The following is a 14,965-nucleotide window of genomic DNA, read 5'->3' as shown; positions in this document are numbered from 1 at the left end:
ATCGGGCCCCTGCACATTGGGGAATGTTCATGGACGTACAGACCGGAGGCAGCGCGACGCCGATGAAGTGGGGATGGCGCTACCTGGCCTGGGCGGCGGTTCCGCTGGCGATCGGCCTGGTGCTGGCGCACTACGCGGGGCCGGGCGCTCCGTCGGTGGCGGCCAAGGCCGAGGCCGGCAGTGACTGGGCCCACCACCTGGCATCGCCGCTGGGCCTGTTCCTGCTGCAGCTGCTGGTACTGCTGCTGGTGGCCAAGGGCGCGGGCGCGCTGCTGAAGCATTTCGGCCAGCCGGCGGTGATCGGTGAGATGGCCGCTGGCCTGATGATGGGCCCGCTGGTGCTGGGCAGCCTGCTGCCGCAGCTGCACGGGGCCTTGTTCCCCGCCGCGTCGCTGGGGCCGCTGGGCATGCTCAGCCAGCTGGGCGTGCTGATGTTCCTGCTGGTGGCTGGTGCCGAACTCGACCTGGGCGCGGTGCGTGGCCGCCGCACATTCGCTTTCACCGTCAGCCATGCCAGCATCGCCGTGCCCTTCGTGATGGGTGTCGGCCTGGCCATCTGGCTGTATCCCGAGCACGGCCCGCAGGGCGTGGGCTTCACTGCCTTCGCGCTGTTCGTCGGCATTTCCATGAGCATCACCGCCTTCCCGGTGCTGCTGCGCATCCTTGCCGACCGGGGCATCACGCAGACCCCGCTGGGGCAGACCTCCATCGCCTGTGCGGCGCTGGGCGACGCCACGGCGTGGTGCATGCTGGCGCTGATCGTGGCCGCCGCGCAGGCGACCGGCTGGCTGTCGGCCAGCCTCAACCTGGTCTGCGTGCTGCTGTTCATCGCGGTGATGCTGGGGGCGGTGGAGCCGTGGTTCGCCCGCCAGCAGATTGCCCCGGGGCGCGAAGGGCGCTGGCTGCTCGGCATCCTGCTGCTGTCGCTGGCCAGCGCGCTGGTGACCGAAGTGCTGGGCATCCATGCGCTGTTCGGCGCGTTCGCGGCCGGCGTGGCGGTGTCATCCAACACACAGCTGCGCGAGTTGCTGGTGGCCAAGGTCGAACCGTTCGCAGCGACCCTGCTGCTGCCGCTGTTCTTCGCGATGACCGGCCTGCGCATGCGCGCCGATGCATTGCAGACCAGCGACATCCTGCTGTGCGTGGTGGTGATCGTGGTGGCCACGGCCGGCAAGCTGCTGGGCACCTGGAGTGCCGCGCGCAGCACCGGCATGGAGAATCGCGAAGCCTGGCGCCTCGGCGTGCTGATGAACACCCGTGGCCTGATGGAGCTGATCGTGCTCAACCTGGGCTACGAGCTGGGTCTGCTGGGTGACCGCCTGTTCGCGGTGCTGGTGATCATGGCGCTGGTGACCACGGCGATGACCGGGCCGCTGTTGAACCTGATCGAACGCCGCAAGGCCTGATCCGGTAGCGCCGGGCCATGCCCGGCGAGCGCGCAGCGCGGATGGATCGCGCGTCGCCGGGCATGGCCCGGCGCTACCTCTGACCGCGCTGTAGAGCCGAGCCTGCGCTCGGCTTCACGCCAAGGCAGCCGAGCAGGGGCTCGGCTCTACATTTACCGTGCCGGCACCAGCTTCAGCACGTGCTGCGCCTTGCCCGGCAGGAACGGGGTCGCGCGCCCATGCACCCAGTCCTCGTGGCCGGCGCCCCAGTACGGCGACAGCGGATGGCCACTTTGGCCGCCCGGCATGTGCACGATGCCGTCGGCTTCATGGCCCGGCGAAACCACCATGCGCTGTGAGGCACCGAAGCTCGGGCCCTGCACGCGCGGCATGTCGCGGTCGCCAGGCAGCTGGTCGGCCGGCATGCACAGCCAGCGGCGGGTGAAGGCGGGCAGGGCACGCGAGACCGGGTGGCAGATGTCGGCCACGTTGCGCTCGCCCCAGGTGCGCTGCTGCAACGGCCCCTGCTTGCCCAGGTCGGCTTCCAGCGTATGCGCGGCCTTGGCCAGCAGTGCATCCCAGCTGTCCACGCCGGGCGGCAGCAGGTTGGCCGGGCGCTGTTGCAGCATCGGCCAGACAACGCCTTCCAGCTGCGCAAGCCGCAGCGGCAGGTAGTCATCCCCCAGTCGCGCCTTGGCCGGTGCCAGCAGCGCGCTTTCGATGGCATCGAGCACCTCGCCACGGAAACCGCGCACGATGCGGTAGCTGGTTGAATTGGCCGAGGCGCGGGCGTTCCAGTGTTCGCTTGCGGCGGCCAGACGCTTCAATGACGGGTCATCGCTGTGCTCGGCGGTTTCGTGCAGCAGTACCCACCAGCGCTGCAGGAATATTGCGCGGTCGTCGAGCTGGATCGCCAGCAGGTCGCGCTCGTCGAAGCGGTCCTGGGTGGCCAGCAGGTTGCGGATCTGCTGGCCGCGTGCGCCCAGGTCGTAGCCGGCGTTGCCAACCACGGCCAGGGTGGCATCGTCGACGACGCGGCTGTTGGCGGTCCACAGGCGCTGCCCGGGCGGATCGATCAGGGCCGGCGCGGCGTCGCTGCGGATGGGCCACGGCGCGCAGTCCGTGCCGTCATCAAGCGCGCTGTCCTGCAGGGTGTTGAAGCCCTGCGGCTCGCAGCCGGGACCACGGTCCGGGCGTGCACCGACCAGGCGCCAGGCAATGCGCCCGCTGCGGTCGCCGATCACCAGGTTCTGCGCGGGAATGCCGGCGTGGTCGGCGGTCTTCAGGGCCTGGTCGAGGTCACCGGCGCGGGCCATGTCGGCGAAGTCCATGCGCACCGCGCCGGGCAGGTGGGCGACCCAGCGCAGGGCATCGCCGCTGCCATCGGCATGGGTGTGCAGGATCGGCCCCCAGGCGGTTTCGCGCACCGGGAACAGCACATCGGGCTTGCCGGCCACGGCGATGCGTTCCTCGTGCACGGTCACCGGCGCATTCGCTGGCTCGCGGCGGAAATCGGCGGTGTCGATGTAGCTGTTGGTGAAGCCCCAGGCCACGTGCCCGTTGCTGCCGACGATGACCGCCGGCACGCCCGGCAGCGAGAAGCCGCTGACATCGACCTGGCCACCCGGTGCCTGCGGATCCGGATAGCGCAGGCGCACGCGGAACCACAGGCTGGGCGCACGCAGGGCCAGGTGCATGTCGTCGGCGACGATGGCGCGGCCATCTGCAGTGAGCGCACCGGCCACGGCGAAGTTGTTGCTGCCGACCGCGTCGGCGTCGGCGGCAGGCGCGGTCGGTGCGGCGGCGAGCGTACGCAGGTCCAGCTGGGTGGCATCGGGCAGCACCGCATCGCCGCGCGGCTCGCCCTGCAGGGGCGGGTCCCAGCTGCTGCCATCGTGGGCCAGCAGCGCATGCAGGGCCGGTGGCACCACGTCGCGGATACGGCTCAGCGCCAGCTCGTTCTGGTTGCCCGGGTCCTGCAGGTCAGCGTACATGGCCAGCCCGGCCAGCACGCTGTCGCTGGCCTGCCAGGGTGCGGGCGACTGCCGCAGCAGCAGGTAGGCCCAGGGCCGCACCGACAGATCAGAGAGACCTGCGTTGACCCCTTCCACATAGGCGCGCACGGCCTGCGGGTTGTCGCCCAGGGCCGCGTCGAGGTGCGCTTCGGTGCGCGCGCGCAGCCGGTGCACGCGCATGTGCTTGTCGGCGTCGATGGCCACCGGCCCGAACAGCGCCGACAGTTCGCCTGCGGCACTGCGGCGCATCAGGTCCATCTCGAAATAGCGTTCCTGTGCATGCACATGGCCGAGGGCACGCATGGCATCGGCCTGGCTGTCGGCAGTGATGGTGACCACCCCCAGCGCGTCGCGCTCGATGCTGACCGGCGCGGCCAGCCCAGGCAGGGCCTGTTCGCCCTCCAGTTCAGCCAGGCTGCCGCACAGCAGCAGCCACAGGACCAGTGCGATGACCAGCACGATGGCGATGAGCACAGCCGGTATCCAACGCCAGGTACGTCGCATTGCAGGTCCTTCCGGCATTCGTGGGGGATTGTAGCCGCAGGCGCAACTGCGACTGATTCCGATTAGATCACCGTATTTTGAAATGCGGCACCCTATGCCGCATCGATCCACAGGAGCACCCCCATGAAAGGCAACCCGGACGTCATCGCCTGCCTGAAGGAACTGCTGCGCGGCGAGCTTGCCGCCCGCGACCAGTACTTCATCCATTCCCGCCGCTACGAGGACCAGGGCCTGTTCGCGCTGTACGAACGCCTGAACCACGAGATGGAAGAGGAAACCCAGCACGCCGACGCGCTGCTGCGCCGCATCCTGTTCCTGGGCGGCGACCCGGACATGCGCCCGCATGCCACCGAGCCGGGCAGGACCGTGGAGGAGATGCTGCAGAAGGATCTCGATACTGAATACGCAGTCCGCAACAATCTCGCCGCCGGCATGAAGCTGTGCGAGGAGAAGGGCGACTACGTGAGCCGCGACATGCTGCTGGCGCAGTTGAAGGACACCGAGGAAGACCACGCCTGGTGGCTGGAGCAGCAGCTGGGCCTGATCAAGCGCATCGGCCTGGAGCTGTACCAGCTGAGCAAGATCGACGGCAACGGCGCCCCGGCGCACTGAGCCGGCTCCGCGCCGGGGTAGAGCCGACCGTTGGCCGGCTGCCTCGTTTCATGTAGAGCCGAGCCATGCTCGGCTGCTGTTGGATCCAGGTCGAGCATGGCTCGACTCTACAAAAGTTCTGTCGCCCGCCAGCACCGGAGCATCGCGAGCCAGCCTTCGCCAGCCAGCCGCTCCACCGCCCGCCAGCCGACAAATGAAGAAGCCGGGGAATCCCCGGCTTCTTCGTGTCCGGGGTCAGATCCGTTTTCAACGAAAACGGCTCTGACCCCCCGCCATGTCGGATGGGTCAGAGCCCTTTCCCGTGGAAAGGGATCCGACCCCATTCCCCGTCATTCCACCGACAACCCTTCGACCTTCTGCCAGCCGCGCGGCAGCAGGTGGCCGCGGGTGGCGCGGGCGCCGAGGTAGGCGTCCAGCTCGTTGAACTTCAGGCCCATGGTGCGCTGGCCGCTACGCACCTGCAGGGTCTGCCCCGGGCTGATCGCCACGATCGCCACGACCCGCTCGGTGGCCAGCTTGGCCTTGGGGATCTCGATGATCTTGTTGCCCTTGCCCTTGTCCAGTTCCGGCAGGTCGTTGGCGGCGATCGCCAGCAGGTTGCCCGAGCTGGTCACCGCAACGATGCGGTCGGTCGCCACGTTGGCAACGGCCGACGGGGTCAGCACCGAGGAGCCGGACGACAGGTTCAGCATCGCCTTGCCGGCCTTGTTGCGGCCGATCAGGTTCTCGAAGCGGGTGACGAAGCCATAGCCGTGGGTCGAGGCCAGCACGAAGCGGGCATCCGGTTCGGCGCTGGCCAGGGTCACGAAGCTGGTGCCCGGTGCCGGCGAGAAGCGGCCGGTCAGCGGTTCACCGTTGCCACGCGCCGAGGGCAGGGTATGCACCGGCGTCGAGTAGGCGCGGCCTTCGCTGTCCAGGAAGGCGACCTGCTGGGTGCTGCGCGCGCGCACCGAACCCTGCAGGGCATCGCCGTCGCGGTAGGACAGGGTGGCGGCATCGATGTCGTGGCCCTTGGCCGCGCGGATCCAGCCCTTCTCCGACAGCACGACGGTCATCGGCTCGCTCGGCACCAGCTCGGTCTCGTCGATGGCCTGCGCGGCCTGGCGCTGCACCAGCGGCGAACGGCGTGCGTCGCCGAACTTCTTGGCGTCGGCGGTCAGTTCGTCGCGGATCAGCTTCTTCAGCTTGGCCTTGCTGTCGAGGATGCCGAGGATCTTCTCGCGCTCCTTGGCCAGCTCGTCCTGCTCGCCGCGGATCTTCATTTCTTCCAGGCGGGCCAGCTGCTTCAGCTTGGTTTCCAGGATGTACTCGGCCTGTTCTTCGGACAGGCCGAAGCGCGCGATCAGCGCTGCCTTCGGTTCGTCCTCGGTACGGATGATGTGGATCACCTCGTCCAGATTGAGGAACGCCACCAGCAGGCCTTCCAACAGGTGCAGGCGGCGCTCGACTTTCTGCAGGCGGTGCTGCAGGCGGCGGGTGACGGTGGTGCTGCGGAACGCCAGCCATTCGCTGAGCAGCATCTTCAGGTTCTTTACCTGCGGACGGCCGTCCAGCCCGATCACGTTGAGGTTGACCCGGTAGCTGCGCTCCATGTCCGTGGTCGCGAACAGGTGGCCCATCAGCTGGTCGGCGTCGACGCGGTTGGAGCGCGGCACCAGTACCACGCGCACCGGGTTGGCGTGGTCGGACTCATCGCGCACGTCTTCCAGCCACGGCAGCTTCTTGGCGCGCATCTGCGCGGCGATCTGCTCGATCACCTTCGACGGCGACACCTGGAACGGCAGCGCGGTGACCACCACGTTGTTCGCTTCCTTGGTGAAGGTCGCACGCGCACGCACGCTGCCGTTGCCGGTCTCGTACATCGTGCGCAGATCGTTGGCCGGGGTGATGATCTCGGCGGTCGACGGGTAGTCCGGGCCCTTCACGTGCTCGCACAGGTCGCGCACGCTGGCATCGGGATCATCCAGCAGGTGCAGCAGCGCGCTGACGATCTCGTTGAGGTTGTGCGGTGGCACGTCGGTGGCCATGCCCACGGCGATGCCGGTGGTGCCGTTCAGCAGCAGATGCGGCAGGCGCGCCGGCATCCAAGTCGGTTCCTGCAGGGTGCCGTCGAAGTTCGGTGCCCAGTCGGTGGTGCCCTGGCCCAGCTCGCCCAGCAGTACTTCGGCGATCGGGGTCAGCTTGGATTCGGTGTAGCGCATGGCCGCGAACGACTTCGGGTCGTCGCTTGAGCCGAAGTTGCCCTGGCCCTCGATCAGCGGGTAGCGGTAGGAGAACGGCTGCGCCATCAGCACCAGCGCTTCGTAGCACGCGCTGTCGCCATGCGGGTGGTACTTGCCGATCACGTCACCGACGGTGCGCGCGGACTTCTTCGGCTTGGACGCGGCATTCAGGCCCAGCTCGCTCATCGAATAGATGATGCGGCGCTGCACCGGCTTCAGGCCGTCGCCGATGAACGGCAGGGCACGGTCGAGCACCACGTACATCGAATAGTCGAGGTAGGCGCGTTCGGCGTACTCGCGCAGCGGCAGTTGTTCGAAACCGTGGAATACGGGGCGGGCAGGTTCGGTCATGCGGCGTTGTTACCTATGTCGGGAGGCGAAGACGGCGGTCGGCGCTCTCAATGCACTGATTATCCGGATGCGGCGGGGGATGCCAAGCCACGTGCGGGATCCAGCCCCGGTTCCAGGCCATGGCCGACCCGTGCCAGGTAGCGCCCGGGTGGCAGGCCGAAGTGGCGGCGGAACACGGTGACGAAGGCGCTGGCGCTGCTGAAGCCCAGCGCATGGGCGATATCGGCCACGCTGCGGCCCTCGCTGAGCTGGCGCAGGGCCTCGGCCAGCCGCGCCTGCTGCCGCCACTGGGCGAAGCTGAGGGTGGTCTCGTCGCGGAAGTGGCGGGTCAGGCTGCGCGGCGACAGGCCGGCCCAGTGCGCCCATTCGGCCAGGCTGCGCTCGTCGGAGGGCTCGGCCAGCAGCTGCGAGGCGATCTTCAGCAGGCGGCGGTCGCGCGGCATCGGCAGGTGCATGCGCTGGCGCGGCGCGGTGCGGATCTCGTCGCGCATGACGCTGAGGATGTGCTCGCGGTCGTCGCTGAGGACGTAGTCCAGCGGCCATTCGCAGATGCGCTCGGCCACCGCCTGGGCCAGCTTGGACAGGCCCAGCACGCAGGGGTCGGAGGGCAGCCCGGCGCAGGCCGGCGCGGCCAGGGCCATGCCCCAGCCACGCATCGGGCCATCCAGGCTGACCGTGTGCGGTTCAAGCGGCGGCATCCAGCCGGCCGAGCCCGGTGCCAGCGACCAGGTGCCGTGCGAGGTGCGGGTGGTTAGCAGGCCGCGTTCGACGTAAATCAGCTGGGCGCGGGCGTGATGGTGCCAGTCCACTTCACGGGCCAGGCCCTGCGGGCTTTCGAAGCGGAAACCGATGACCGGCGGGCCATCGTTGCGCTCGAACCAGTCCATGGCCACCTCGCGGAGCAGGGTGGGCGGGCCCGGTTCACCTGCCGCTACGACCGGCGGGGGTGGCTGGAATGTGACATTCATTGGCTGGATTGTACTACCGGGCCAGTTCCACGGGCCATTAAGGTAGCGCCTTCACAGATCGAGCCCGTTGCTGCAACACAGCATTCGATGCCAGATCGAATATTTCCATTGAGAAATATTTTTTTTGGAAGAAAATGCTCCCCCATGATCTGTCCGTCCTCCAACCCTCCCAGCTTCGGCCTGTTGCTACGCCAGGTGCGCGACGGCCTGGTCCGCCAGCTCGATGCGTCCATGGCCGAAGAAGACCTCGGCATCGGCTTCACCCATTACATCGGCCTGAAGCTGCTGGCCCGCATGGCCCCGTGCACCGCCAACGAACTGGCCCAGGCCATCGACCAGGTGCCCAGTGCGGTCACCCGCCTGCTGGACAAACTGGAAGCCCTGGGCTGCGTGCGCCGCGAGCCACACAGCCAGGACCGGCGGGCCCTGCAGATCGTTCTGACCGATGAAGGCCGTGCCCTCTGGGCGCGGCTGCAGAAGCGCGGCGACGCGGTGATGGATTTCGCCCTGCGCGACCTGTCCGCCGACGAACGCGCGCTGCTGCTGTCCCTCCTGACCCGAATCCGCGATTCCCTGACGACCCCATGAACCCGATCCCGCATCCCACTCTCCGCCGGTCCGGGCGCGCGCTGCTGGTTTCAGCGCTGGCCCTGGCCCTGGCCGCCTGCGCCAGCAGCCGTGGCCTGAACCCGCAGGGCCACGTGCTCGACGTGGACAGCCTGCACAGCGAGCGCACGCTGGCCGACAGCGACCTGAGCGCCACCGGCTTCCCGGCCCAGGACTGGTGGAAGGCGCTGGGCGATCCCCAGCTCGACGCCCTCATCAGCGAAGGCCTGGCCGGCCATCCCAGCCTGGACGCCGCCGATGCGCGCCTGCGCCAGGCCCAGTCGCAGGTCGGCACCAGCCGTGCCGAGCGCCTGCCCAGCCTGTCGGTGTCTGGTGGCTACACCGGCCTGCGCCTGCCCGAATCCATGCTCGGTGACGAGCTGGGCGGCCGCTACGGCGGCAGCAGCCAGGTCGCCTTCAACTTCAGCTACGGCGTTGACCTGTGGGGCGGCAAGCGCGCTGCCTGGGAAGCCGCCGTTGACGGCGCCCATGCCGCCACCGTGGATGCGCAGGCCGCACGCCTGAACCTGTCCGCCGGCATTGCCCAGGCCTACACCGATCTGGCCTATGCCTGGCAGCTCAACGACGTGGCCGAGCAGGAACTGACGCGCTCGCAGAAGTCGCTGGAGCTGACCCGCCAGCGCCGCAGCGCCGGCATCGACAGCGACCTGCAGGTGCGCCAGGCCGAGGCCCGCGTGCCGGCCGCGCAGCAGCAGCTGCTGGCCGCGCAGCAGCGCATCGACGCCGCCCGCACCGCGCTGGCCGCGCTGGTCGGCAAGGGCCCGGACCGTGGCCTGTCGATCGAACGCCCGCAGGCGCTGAACCCGCTTGCCCTGCAGCTGCCGGGCGTACTGCCCAGCGAACTGCTCGGGCGTCGCCCCGACATCGTCGCCGCACGGTGGCGCGTGGAAGCGGCGGAAAAGCAGATCAAGGTCGCCAAGACCAAGTTCTACCCGAGCTTCAACCTGACCGCGCTGGCCGGCGTGGTCGCCCCGAACGTGGGCGACCTGCTGAAGAGCAGCTCTACCTTCGCCTACATCGGCCCGGCGCTGAGCCTGCCGATCTTCGAAGGCGGCAAGCTGCGCGCCAACCTGGACAACACCGACGCGCAGTACGACCTGGCGGTGGCCAACTACAACCAGTCCGTGCTGGACGCGCTGCGCGACGTGGCCGACCAGGTCAACGCGGTGCGTTCGCTGGCCCAGCAGGCGCAGGCGCAGCAGCAGGCGGTGGACACCGCCCACGCGGCCTTCGACCTGGCCCAGCAGCGTTACCGCGCCGGCATCGGCAGCTACCTGGACGTGCTCAGCGCGCAGTCCATCCTGCTGCAGTCGCAGCAGCAGCTGGCCGGCCTGCAGTCGCAGCAGGTGCAGACCTCGGTGCGCCTGAGCAAGGCATTGGGCGGTGGTTTCCAGCCCAGTGACGCCGACGCCGCACCGATCGCCTCCCATTCCGATTCCTCGCATTCCTGAAGACCCACGCCATGAGCCAGACCCAAGACACCGCGGCCCCGGCCGCTCCCAACCGCCGCGGCAAGCTGCTGCGCGGCCTGTTCGTCATCGTCGTGCTGCTGCTTGCCGCACTGGCGCTGTGGTACTTCATGTTCGGCCGTTGGTTCGAAGAAACCGACGATGCCTACGTGCAGGGCAACCAAGTGCAGATCACCCCGCTGGTGGCCGGCACCGTGGTCGCCATCAACGTCGATGACGGCATGCGCGTCGAGCGTGGCCAGCTGCTGGTGCAGCTGGACCCGGCCGACACCTCCGTCGCCCTGCAGCAGGCCGAAGCCAACCTGGCCAAGACCGTGCGCCAGACCCGCGGCCTGTACCGCAGCGTGGAGGGCGCGCAGGCTGACCTGAACGCCCGCCAGGTCAGTCTGAAGCGCGTGCGCGAAGACTTCGCCCGCCGCAAGGACCTGGCCGCCACCGGCGCCATTTCCAACGAAGAACTGGCCCACGCCCGCGACGAGCTGGCCGCAGCCGAAGCCGCCGTGGCCGGTTCGCGCGAGACCGTCGAGCGCAACCGCGCGCTGGTCGATGACACCGTCATCGCCACCCAGCCGGACGTGCTGGCCGCCGCCGCACAGCTGCGCCAGGCCTTCCTCAACAATGCCCGCGCCGGCATCGTCGCGCCGGTCACCGGTTACGTCGCCCGTCGTTCGGTGCAGGTTGGCCAGCGCGTGCAGCCGGGCAATGCCCTGATGGCCGTGGTGCCGACCGAGCAGATGTGGGTGGAAGCCAACTTCAAGGAAACCCAGCTGCGCCACATGCGCCTGGGCCAGGAAGTGGAGCTGAAGTCGGACCTGTACGCCGGTGACGTGAAGTACAAGGGGCGCATCCAGAGCCTGGGCCTGGGCACCGGTTCGGCGTTCTCGCTGCTGCCGGCGCAGAACGCCAGCGGCAACTGGATCAAGATCGTGCAGCGCGTGCCGGTGCGCATCGCCATCGACGCCAAGCAGCTGGCCGAACATCCGCTGCGCATCGGCCTGTCGATGAAGGCCGAGGTGAGCCTGCGCGACCAGAAGGGTGAAGTGCTGCCGACCGCCGCCGCCAAGGGCACGGTGTTCGACACCGATGTGTATGCCAAGCAGCTGCATGATGCCGATGAGGTGATCCACACGATCATCGAAGGCAACCTGCCGCAGCAGGCCAACGCGGGCTGAGGTCGACATGTCCGCACAAGCTCCAGCGGCGCCCGGCACTCCGGGCGCACCGGCGGCGCCGGGTGCGGCCTCCGGGTTCCTGCCGCCCAGCGTGGCCCTGTGCACCGTCGGGCTGGCGATGGCCTCGTTCATGCAGGTGCTCGACACCACCATCGCCAATGTCTCGCTGCCGACCATCGCAGGTAACCTCGGCGCCAGTTCGCAGCAGGCGACCTGGGTCATTACCTCGTTCGCGGTCAGCACGGCCATCGCGCTGCCGCTGACCGGCTGGCTCAGCCGTCGCTTCGGCGAGCGCAAGCTGTTCATCTGGGCCACCCTGGCCTTCGTCATCACCTCGCTGCTGTGCGGCCTTGCGCAGAGCATGGGCATGCTGGTGGTGTCGCGTGCGCTGCAGGGCTTCGTGGCCGGTCCGATGTACCCGATCACGCAGTCGCTGCTGGTATCGATCTACCCACGCGAGAAACGCGGACAGGCGCTGGCGCTGCTGGCGATGATCACCGTGGTGGCGCCGATCTGCGGGCCCATCCTTGGTGGCTGGATCACCGACAACTACAGTTGGGAATGGATCTTCCTGATCAACGTGCCGCTGGGCATCTTCGCCGCGCTGGTGGTGGGCAACCAGTTGAAGGGGCGCCCGGAGCAGATCGAGAAGCCGAAGATGGATTACGTCGGCCTGATCACCCTGGTGATCGGCGTGGGCGCGCTGCAGCTGGTGCTCGACCTGGGCAACGACGAAGACTGGTTCTCCTCGACCAGGATCGTGGTGCTAGCCTGCGTGGCCGTGGTGGCGCTGGCGGTGTTCCTGATCTGGGAACTGACCGACAAGGATCCGATCGTCGACCTGAAGCTGTTCCGTCACCGCAATTTCCGCGCCGGTACGCTGGCGATGGTGGTGGCCTATGCAGCGTTCTTCAGCGTGTCGCTGCTGATCCCGCAGTGGCTGCAGCGTGACATGGGCTACACCGCCATCTGGGCAGGCCTGGCGACGGCGCCGATCGGCATCCTGCCGGTGATCATGACGCCGTTCGTTGGCAAGTACGCCTCGCGCTTCGACATGCGCATGATCGCTTCGTTCGCCTTCGTGTTCCTGTCGTTCACCAGTTTCATGCGCTCGGACTTCAACCTGCAGGTGGACTACGCGCACGTGGCCGGCGTGCAGCTGATCATGGGTATAGGCGTGGCGCTGTTCTTCATGCCGGTGCTGCAGATCCTGCTGTCGGACCTGGACGGTCGCGAGATCGCAGCGGGTTCGGGCCTGGCCACGTTCCTGCGTACGCTGGGCGGCAGCTTTGCTGCATCGCTGACCACGTGGCTGTGGGCACGTCGCACCCAGGTGCACCATGCCGACCTGACCGAACACATCTCGGCCTACCAGCCGGGCATGCAGGACCAGGTGACGGCGATGGGGCAGGGCAACCTGCAGAACGGTGCAGCGGTGCTCAACAACATGATCAACCACCAGGCCTCGCAGATGGCGTTCAACGACATCTTCTACCTGCTGGGCTGGGTGTTCCTGGCGATCATCGCGTTCCTGTGGCTGGCCAAGCCGCCGTTCGGTGCTGGTGCGGGCGCGGCATCCGCCGGCGGGCATTGATCGATCGTTGTGGATGAAAAATAAAACCCCGCCGGAAGGCGGGGTTTTCTCTTAAGAGCGGAAAGGTAGAGCTCTTTTTCCAAGCTCCAACTCTATTCTCCTGGCTAGATCTGCAACGATTGCTTGTATCTCAGTGATCCGCGCTAAGTAGGTTTCGGTAATTTGGTCTTGGCTCTTGTTGGCTAGAAATAGCAGCTGTTTTGCGGCCGATGACACGAGGAGAACTATTGGGTCTTCCTTTTCAATTCTATTGGCGGCGATCCAGCGATCAATAGCGTGCTGTGAAAGGCTATGGAGTGGCTCTGACGGCCAGCTGACCCTGTTTATCTGGCTTAATATTGAGCGCTGTGCGCTAATTCGATCGTTGAATCCGCTCACAACGTTAGTCCTTCCATCAGCTTCGTCATCCATTGTCTAATCTTTGGAAGATCTTCTATTGTGGAATTTAGTTGCTGTCTTTCTACCTGTTCCCCAATGCCTCGGCTAGCTAGGATTCTTGACCTTTCAAGTGTGCTGTAAGAAGTGGAGGGGAGCCTCAGGCTGTGCTCTCCGAGTAGCAGTGGGGCTTGGCGTGAGAAGACCGGTCGGCCTTCTTTCTCGAAGGAATAGCAGATTGCAAAATTGCGAGCTGCGATAAATATCGTTGATAGCTCGAAGTGAATGCTGTTTGTGCCCATTCTTATTGAGGTGGCTGCACTGTCAAAGAGATCGATAAAGCTCAAGCAATCGGCTCGTGCGCGGGAGTACTTGCTAGGCTCTCCAAGACTTTCAATGATATCCGTTCCGTCGCTGCTGAACACCATTGCGGATTCCAGGCGCAGGTGCCAAGCGAAAGGGTTTCCTTCTCGCCAGATCGCTTTTAGCTTATCTTGTGAGTAGATGGAAAAATTCATCTCGCTCACGTTTCTGTCGTTTTCGTCAATTACCGCGAGCATGTCGATATCCGAGTCATCGTCAACCTCTCCTCGGCAAACGGATCCAAATGCATAGATGTGCATGGCTACCGCCTATTAAATCTTTTTATGATGATGGACATCAAGAATCCAAACATCATGAGCCGGATTGTTGTGACGCCAGCCATGAATAAGGGGGTGTAGGGCGTTGAAGTATTGACTCCTAAAAACATGGGAATCACTTCTTTGAAGGACTTGACGTAACTCGAAAGTAGTGCGGGATTCTTGAACTCTAGCGTGTCATTCAGGGCTAGGATGCCAATCACAACGAGCGCAGATCTGCCTAGCTTTATTGAACTTTCGCCATTTCCCCAGATCCAGTCCAGGCTTTTGAAGGAGAGCCAGTTGGCGAATTGCCTGACTCGCGCTAGGCCGGAATATTTTCTTCGATAATAAGATTCATTGGATTTCCACGCCTTCAGTAGGTGTGCCTCGGTCGCATCTAGTTCAATTTGAATGGCCTTGTTTGCGGACTGGGCATTTCCTAATTGCTGATAGTTCATTCGCAGCGTCCTTGCGAATTTTAACTTGAGGTTTTCTCTTTCGGGGCAGTTTGATAAAAGAACATGATCGTCAATGTCTGTTCTCTCAAATACTGCGTAATCAAATTTGCAGCCGAGGAAGTGAGCTCCATGAAGGTTGGTTCCGACAAACTTGCAACCGGTAAAATCGCAGCTGTCGAAGGTGCAGCCCCGCAAGTAGCATGAGTCGAAAGAGGAATATCGGAAGTCAACATTGCAAAAACGAACTTTCTTTGCGACTAGGCGTGAAAAATGAAAGTTGGAAAAATTTCCGCCATCGACATCGGTTTCGATGGTTCTGTCTTCAGTCTTTGTCTTGCCGCTCTTGGGCAAAGATTTTGGATTCAGCGCCGTATCCATTTGCTCTGTCATCAACACAAGTTCTCATAACATAGCTGACAAAATATTTCCTAGCGAGCGAGGCTCTTTAGGTGGGGCAAGTGGCCTTGATGCAGTGGCGAGACCTGCCGTGTGGTGCAGCGGTGCTCAACAACATGATCAACCACCAGGCCTCGCAGATGGCGTTCAACGACATCTTCTACCTGCTGGGCTGGACGTTCCTGGCCATCATC

At 65.5% G+C, this 14,965-nt stretch carries 11 protein-coding genes; 6 read left to right on the top strand and 5 right to left on the bottom strand.

The window, feature by feature from the left end; all coding sequences use genetic code 11:
* Nucleotides 1-23: 23 nt before the first annotated feature.
* A complete protein-coding gene (locus tag DCO49_RS04690) occupies nucleotides 24-1,406 on the top strand; it encodes a cation:proton antiporter (RefSeq protein ID WP_116863029.1) in 1,383 nt (460 codons plus the stop codon).
* Between the two features lie 152 nt (nucleotides 1,407-1,558).
* Here the strand turns inward: DCO49_RS04690 and DCO49_RS04685 are convergent, their stop codons facing one another.
* Nucleotides 1,559-3,904, bottom strand: coding sequence for a penicillin acylase family protein (locus DCO49_RS04685; protein ID WP_116863028.1), 2,346 nt, complete (start codon nucleotides 3,902-3,904; stop codon nucleotides 1,559-1,561).
* A 123-nt stretch (nucleotides 3,905-4,027) separates the two neighbouring features.
* On the opposite strand from DCO49_RS04685, the gene bfr reads away from it, so the two are divergent.
* Nucleotides 4,028-4,516 carry a bacterioferritin gene (gene bfr, locus DCO49_RS04680; protein ID WP_116863027.1) on the top strand — a complete coding sequence of 163 codons (489 nt, stop codon included), beginning with the start codon at nucleotides 4,028-4,030 and terminating at the stop codon, nucleotides 4,514-4,516.
* A gap of 329 nt (nucleotides 4,517-4,845) precedes the next feature.
* Here the strand turns inward: bfr and parC are convergent, their stop codons facing one another.
* Entirely contained in the window at nucleotides 4,846-7,089 is a 2,244-nt protein-coding gene (gene parC / locus DCO49_RS04675) for a DNA topoisomerase IV subunit A (RefSeq protein ID WP_116863026.1), read from the bottom strand.
* A 59-nt stretch (nucleotides 7,090-7,148) separates the two neighbouring features.
* Nucleotides 7,149-7,976, bottom strand: a complete 828-nt coding sequence (locus DCO49_RS04670; protein ID WP_243402662.1) for a helix-turn-helix transcriptional regulator — start codon at nucleotides 7,974-7,976, stop codon at nucleotides 7,149-7,151.
* Between the two features lie 225 nt (nucleotides 7,977-8,201).
* On the opposite strand from DCO49_RS04670, the gene DCO49_RS04665 reads away from it, so the two are divergent.
* From DCO49_RS04665 to emrB, 4 genes are read left to right on the top strand one after another with little or no spacing between them, the layout of a single operon-like run.
* On the top strand, nucleotides 8,202-8,645 hold the full coding sequence (locus DCO49_RS04665; RefSeq protein WP_116863024.1) for a MarR family transcriptional regulator: 444 nt from the start codon (nucleotides 8,202-8,204) through the stop codon (nucleotides 8,643-8,645).
* The gene (gene emrC / locus DCO49_RS04660; protein WP_116863023.1) at nucleotides 8,642-10,135 is read left to right on the top strand and encodes a multidrug efflux transporter outer membrane subunit EmrC; all 1,494 of its coding nucleotides are present in this window, start codon (nucleotides 8,642-8,644) and stop codon (nucleotides 10,133-10,135) included. Before DCO49_RS04665 ends, emrC begins: the two co-directional genes overlap by 4 nt.
* An 11-nt stretch (nucleotides 10,136-10,146) precedes the next feature.
* A complete protein-coding gene (emrA, locus tag DCO49_RS04655; RefSeq protein WP_108768325.1) occupies nucleotides 10,147-11,325 on the top strand; it encodes a multidrug efflux MFS transporter periplasmic adaptor subunit EmrA in 1,179 nt (392 codons plus the stop codon).
* A 7-nt stretch (nucleotides 11,326-11,332) separates the two neighbouring features.
* On the top strand, nucleotides 11,333-12,919 hold the full coding sequence (emrB, locus tag DCO49_RS04650) for a multidrug efflux MFS transporter permease subunit EmrB (RefSeq protein WP_116863022.1): 1,587 nt from the start codon (nucleotides 11,333-11,335) through the stop codon (nucleotides 12,917-12,919).
* A gap of 374 nt (nucleotides 12,920-13,293) precedes the next feature.
* On the opposite strand, the gene DCO49_RS04640 is transcribed toward emrB, so the two are convergent.
* Both DCO49_RS04640 and DCO49_RS04635 read right to left on the bottom strand, forming a co-directional pair.
* Complete coding sequence (locus DCO49_RS04640; protein ID WP_116863020.1) at nucleotides 13,294-13,917, bottom strand: nucleotidyltransferase domain-containing protein; 624 nt, start codon at nucleotides 13,915-13,917, stop codon at nucleotides 13,294-13,296.
* Between the two features lie 2 nt (nucleotides 13,918-13,919).
* Complete coding sequence (locus tag DCO49_RS04635; protein WP_116863063.1) at nucleotides 13,920-14,753, bottom strand: pentapeptide repeat-containing protein; 834 nt, start codon at nucleotides 14,751-14,753, stop codon at nucleotides 13,920-13,922.
* Nucleotides 14,754-14,965 lie beyond the last annotated feature (212 nt).

The organism is Stenotrophomonas sp. SPM, assembly GCF_003105135.1.
Taxonomy (GTDB): Bacteria; Pseudomonadota; Gammaproteobacteria; order Xanthomonadales; family Xanthomonadaceae; genus Stenotrophomonas.
Note: the sequence above shows the minus strand (reverse complement) of the source record. Positions and strands in the feature narration are given on the sequence as shown.

What these genes read in the sequence shown, in the direction of transcription:
- DCO49_RS04690 (WP_116863029.1), top strand. Translation starts at nt 24, where the DNA reads ATGTTCATGGACGTACAGACCGGAGGCAGCGCGACGCCGATGAAGTGG.
- DCO49_RS04685 (WP_116863028.1), bottom strand. Translation starts at nt 3,904, where the DNA reads ATGCGACGTACCTGGCGTTGGATACCGGCTGTGCTCATCGCCATCGTG.
- bfr (WP_116863027.1), top strand. Translation starts at nt 4,028, where the DNA reads ATGAAAGGCAACCCGGACGTCATCGCCTGCCTGAAGGAACTGCTGCGC.
- parC (WP_116863026.1), bottom strand. Translation starts at nt 7,089, where the DNA reads ATGACCGAACCTGCCCGCCCCGTATTCCACGGTTTCGAACAACTGCCG.
- DCO49_RS04670 (WP_243402662.1), bottom strand. Translation starts at nt 7,976, where the DNA reads ATGGACTGGTTCGAGCGCAACGATGGCCCGCCGGTCATCGGTTTCCGC.
- DCO49_RS04665 (WP_116863024.1), top strand. Translation starts at nt 8,202, where the DNA reads ATGATCTGTCCGTCCTCCAACCCTCCCAGCTTCGGCCTGTTGCTACGC.
- emrC (WP_116863023.1), top strand. Translation starts at nt 8,642, where the DNA reads ATGAACCCGATCCCGCATCCCACTCTCCGCCGGTCCGGGCGCGCGCTG.
- emrA (WP_108768325.1), top strand. Translation starts at nt 10,147, where the DNA reads ATGAGCCAGACCCAAGACACCGCGGCCCCGGCCGCTCCCAACCGCCGC.
- emrB (WP_116863022.1), top strand. Translation starts at nt 11,333, where the DNA reads ATGTCCGCACAAGCTCCAGCGGCGCCCGGCACTCCGGGCGCACCGGCG.
- DCO49_RS04640 (WP_116863020.1), bottom strand. Translation starts at nt 13,917, where the DNA reads ATGCACATCTATGCATTTGGATCCGTTTGCCGAGGAGAGGTTGACGAT.
- DCO49_RS04635 (WP_116863063.1), bottom strand. Translation starts at nt 14,753, where the DNA reads ATGGATACGGCGCTGAATCCAAAATCTTTGCCCAAGAGCGGCAAGACA.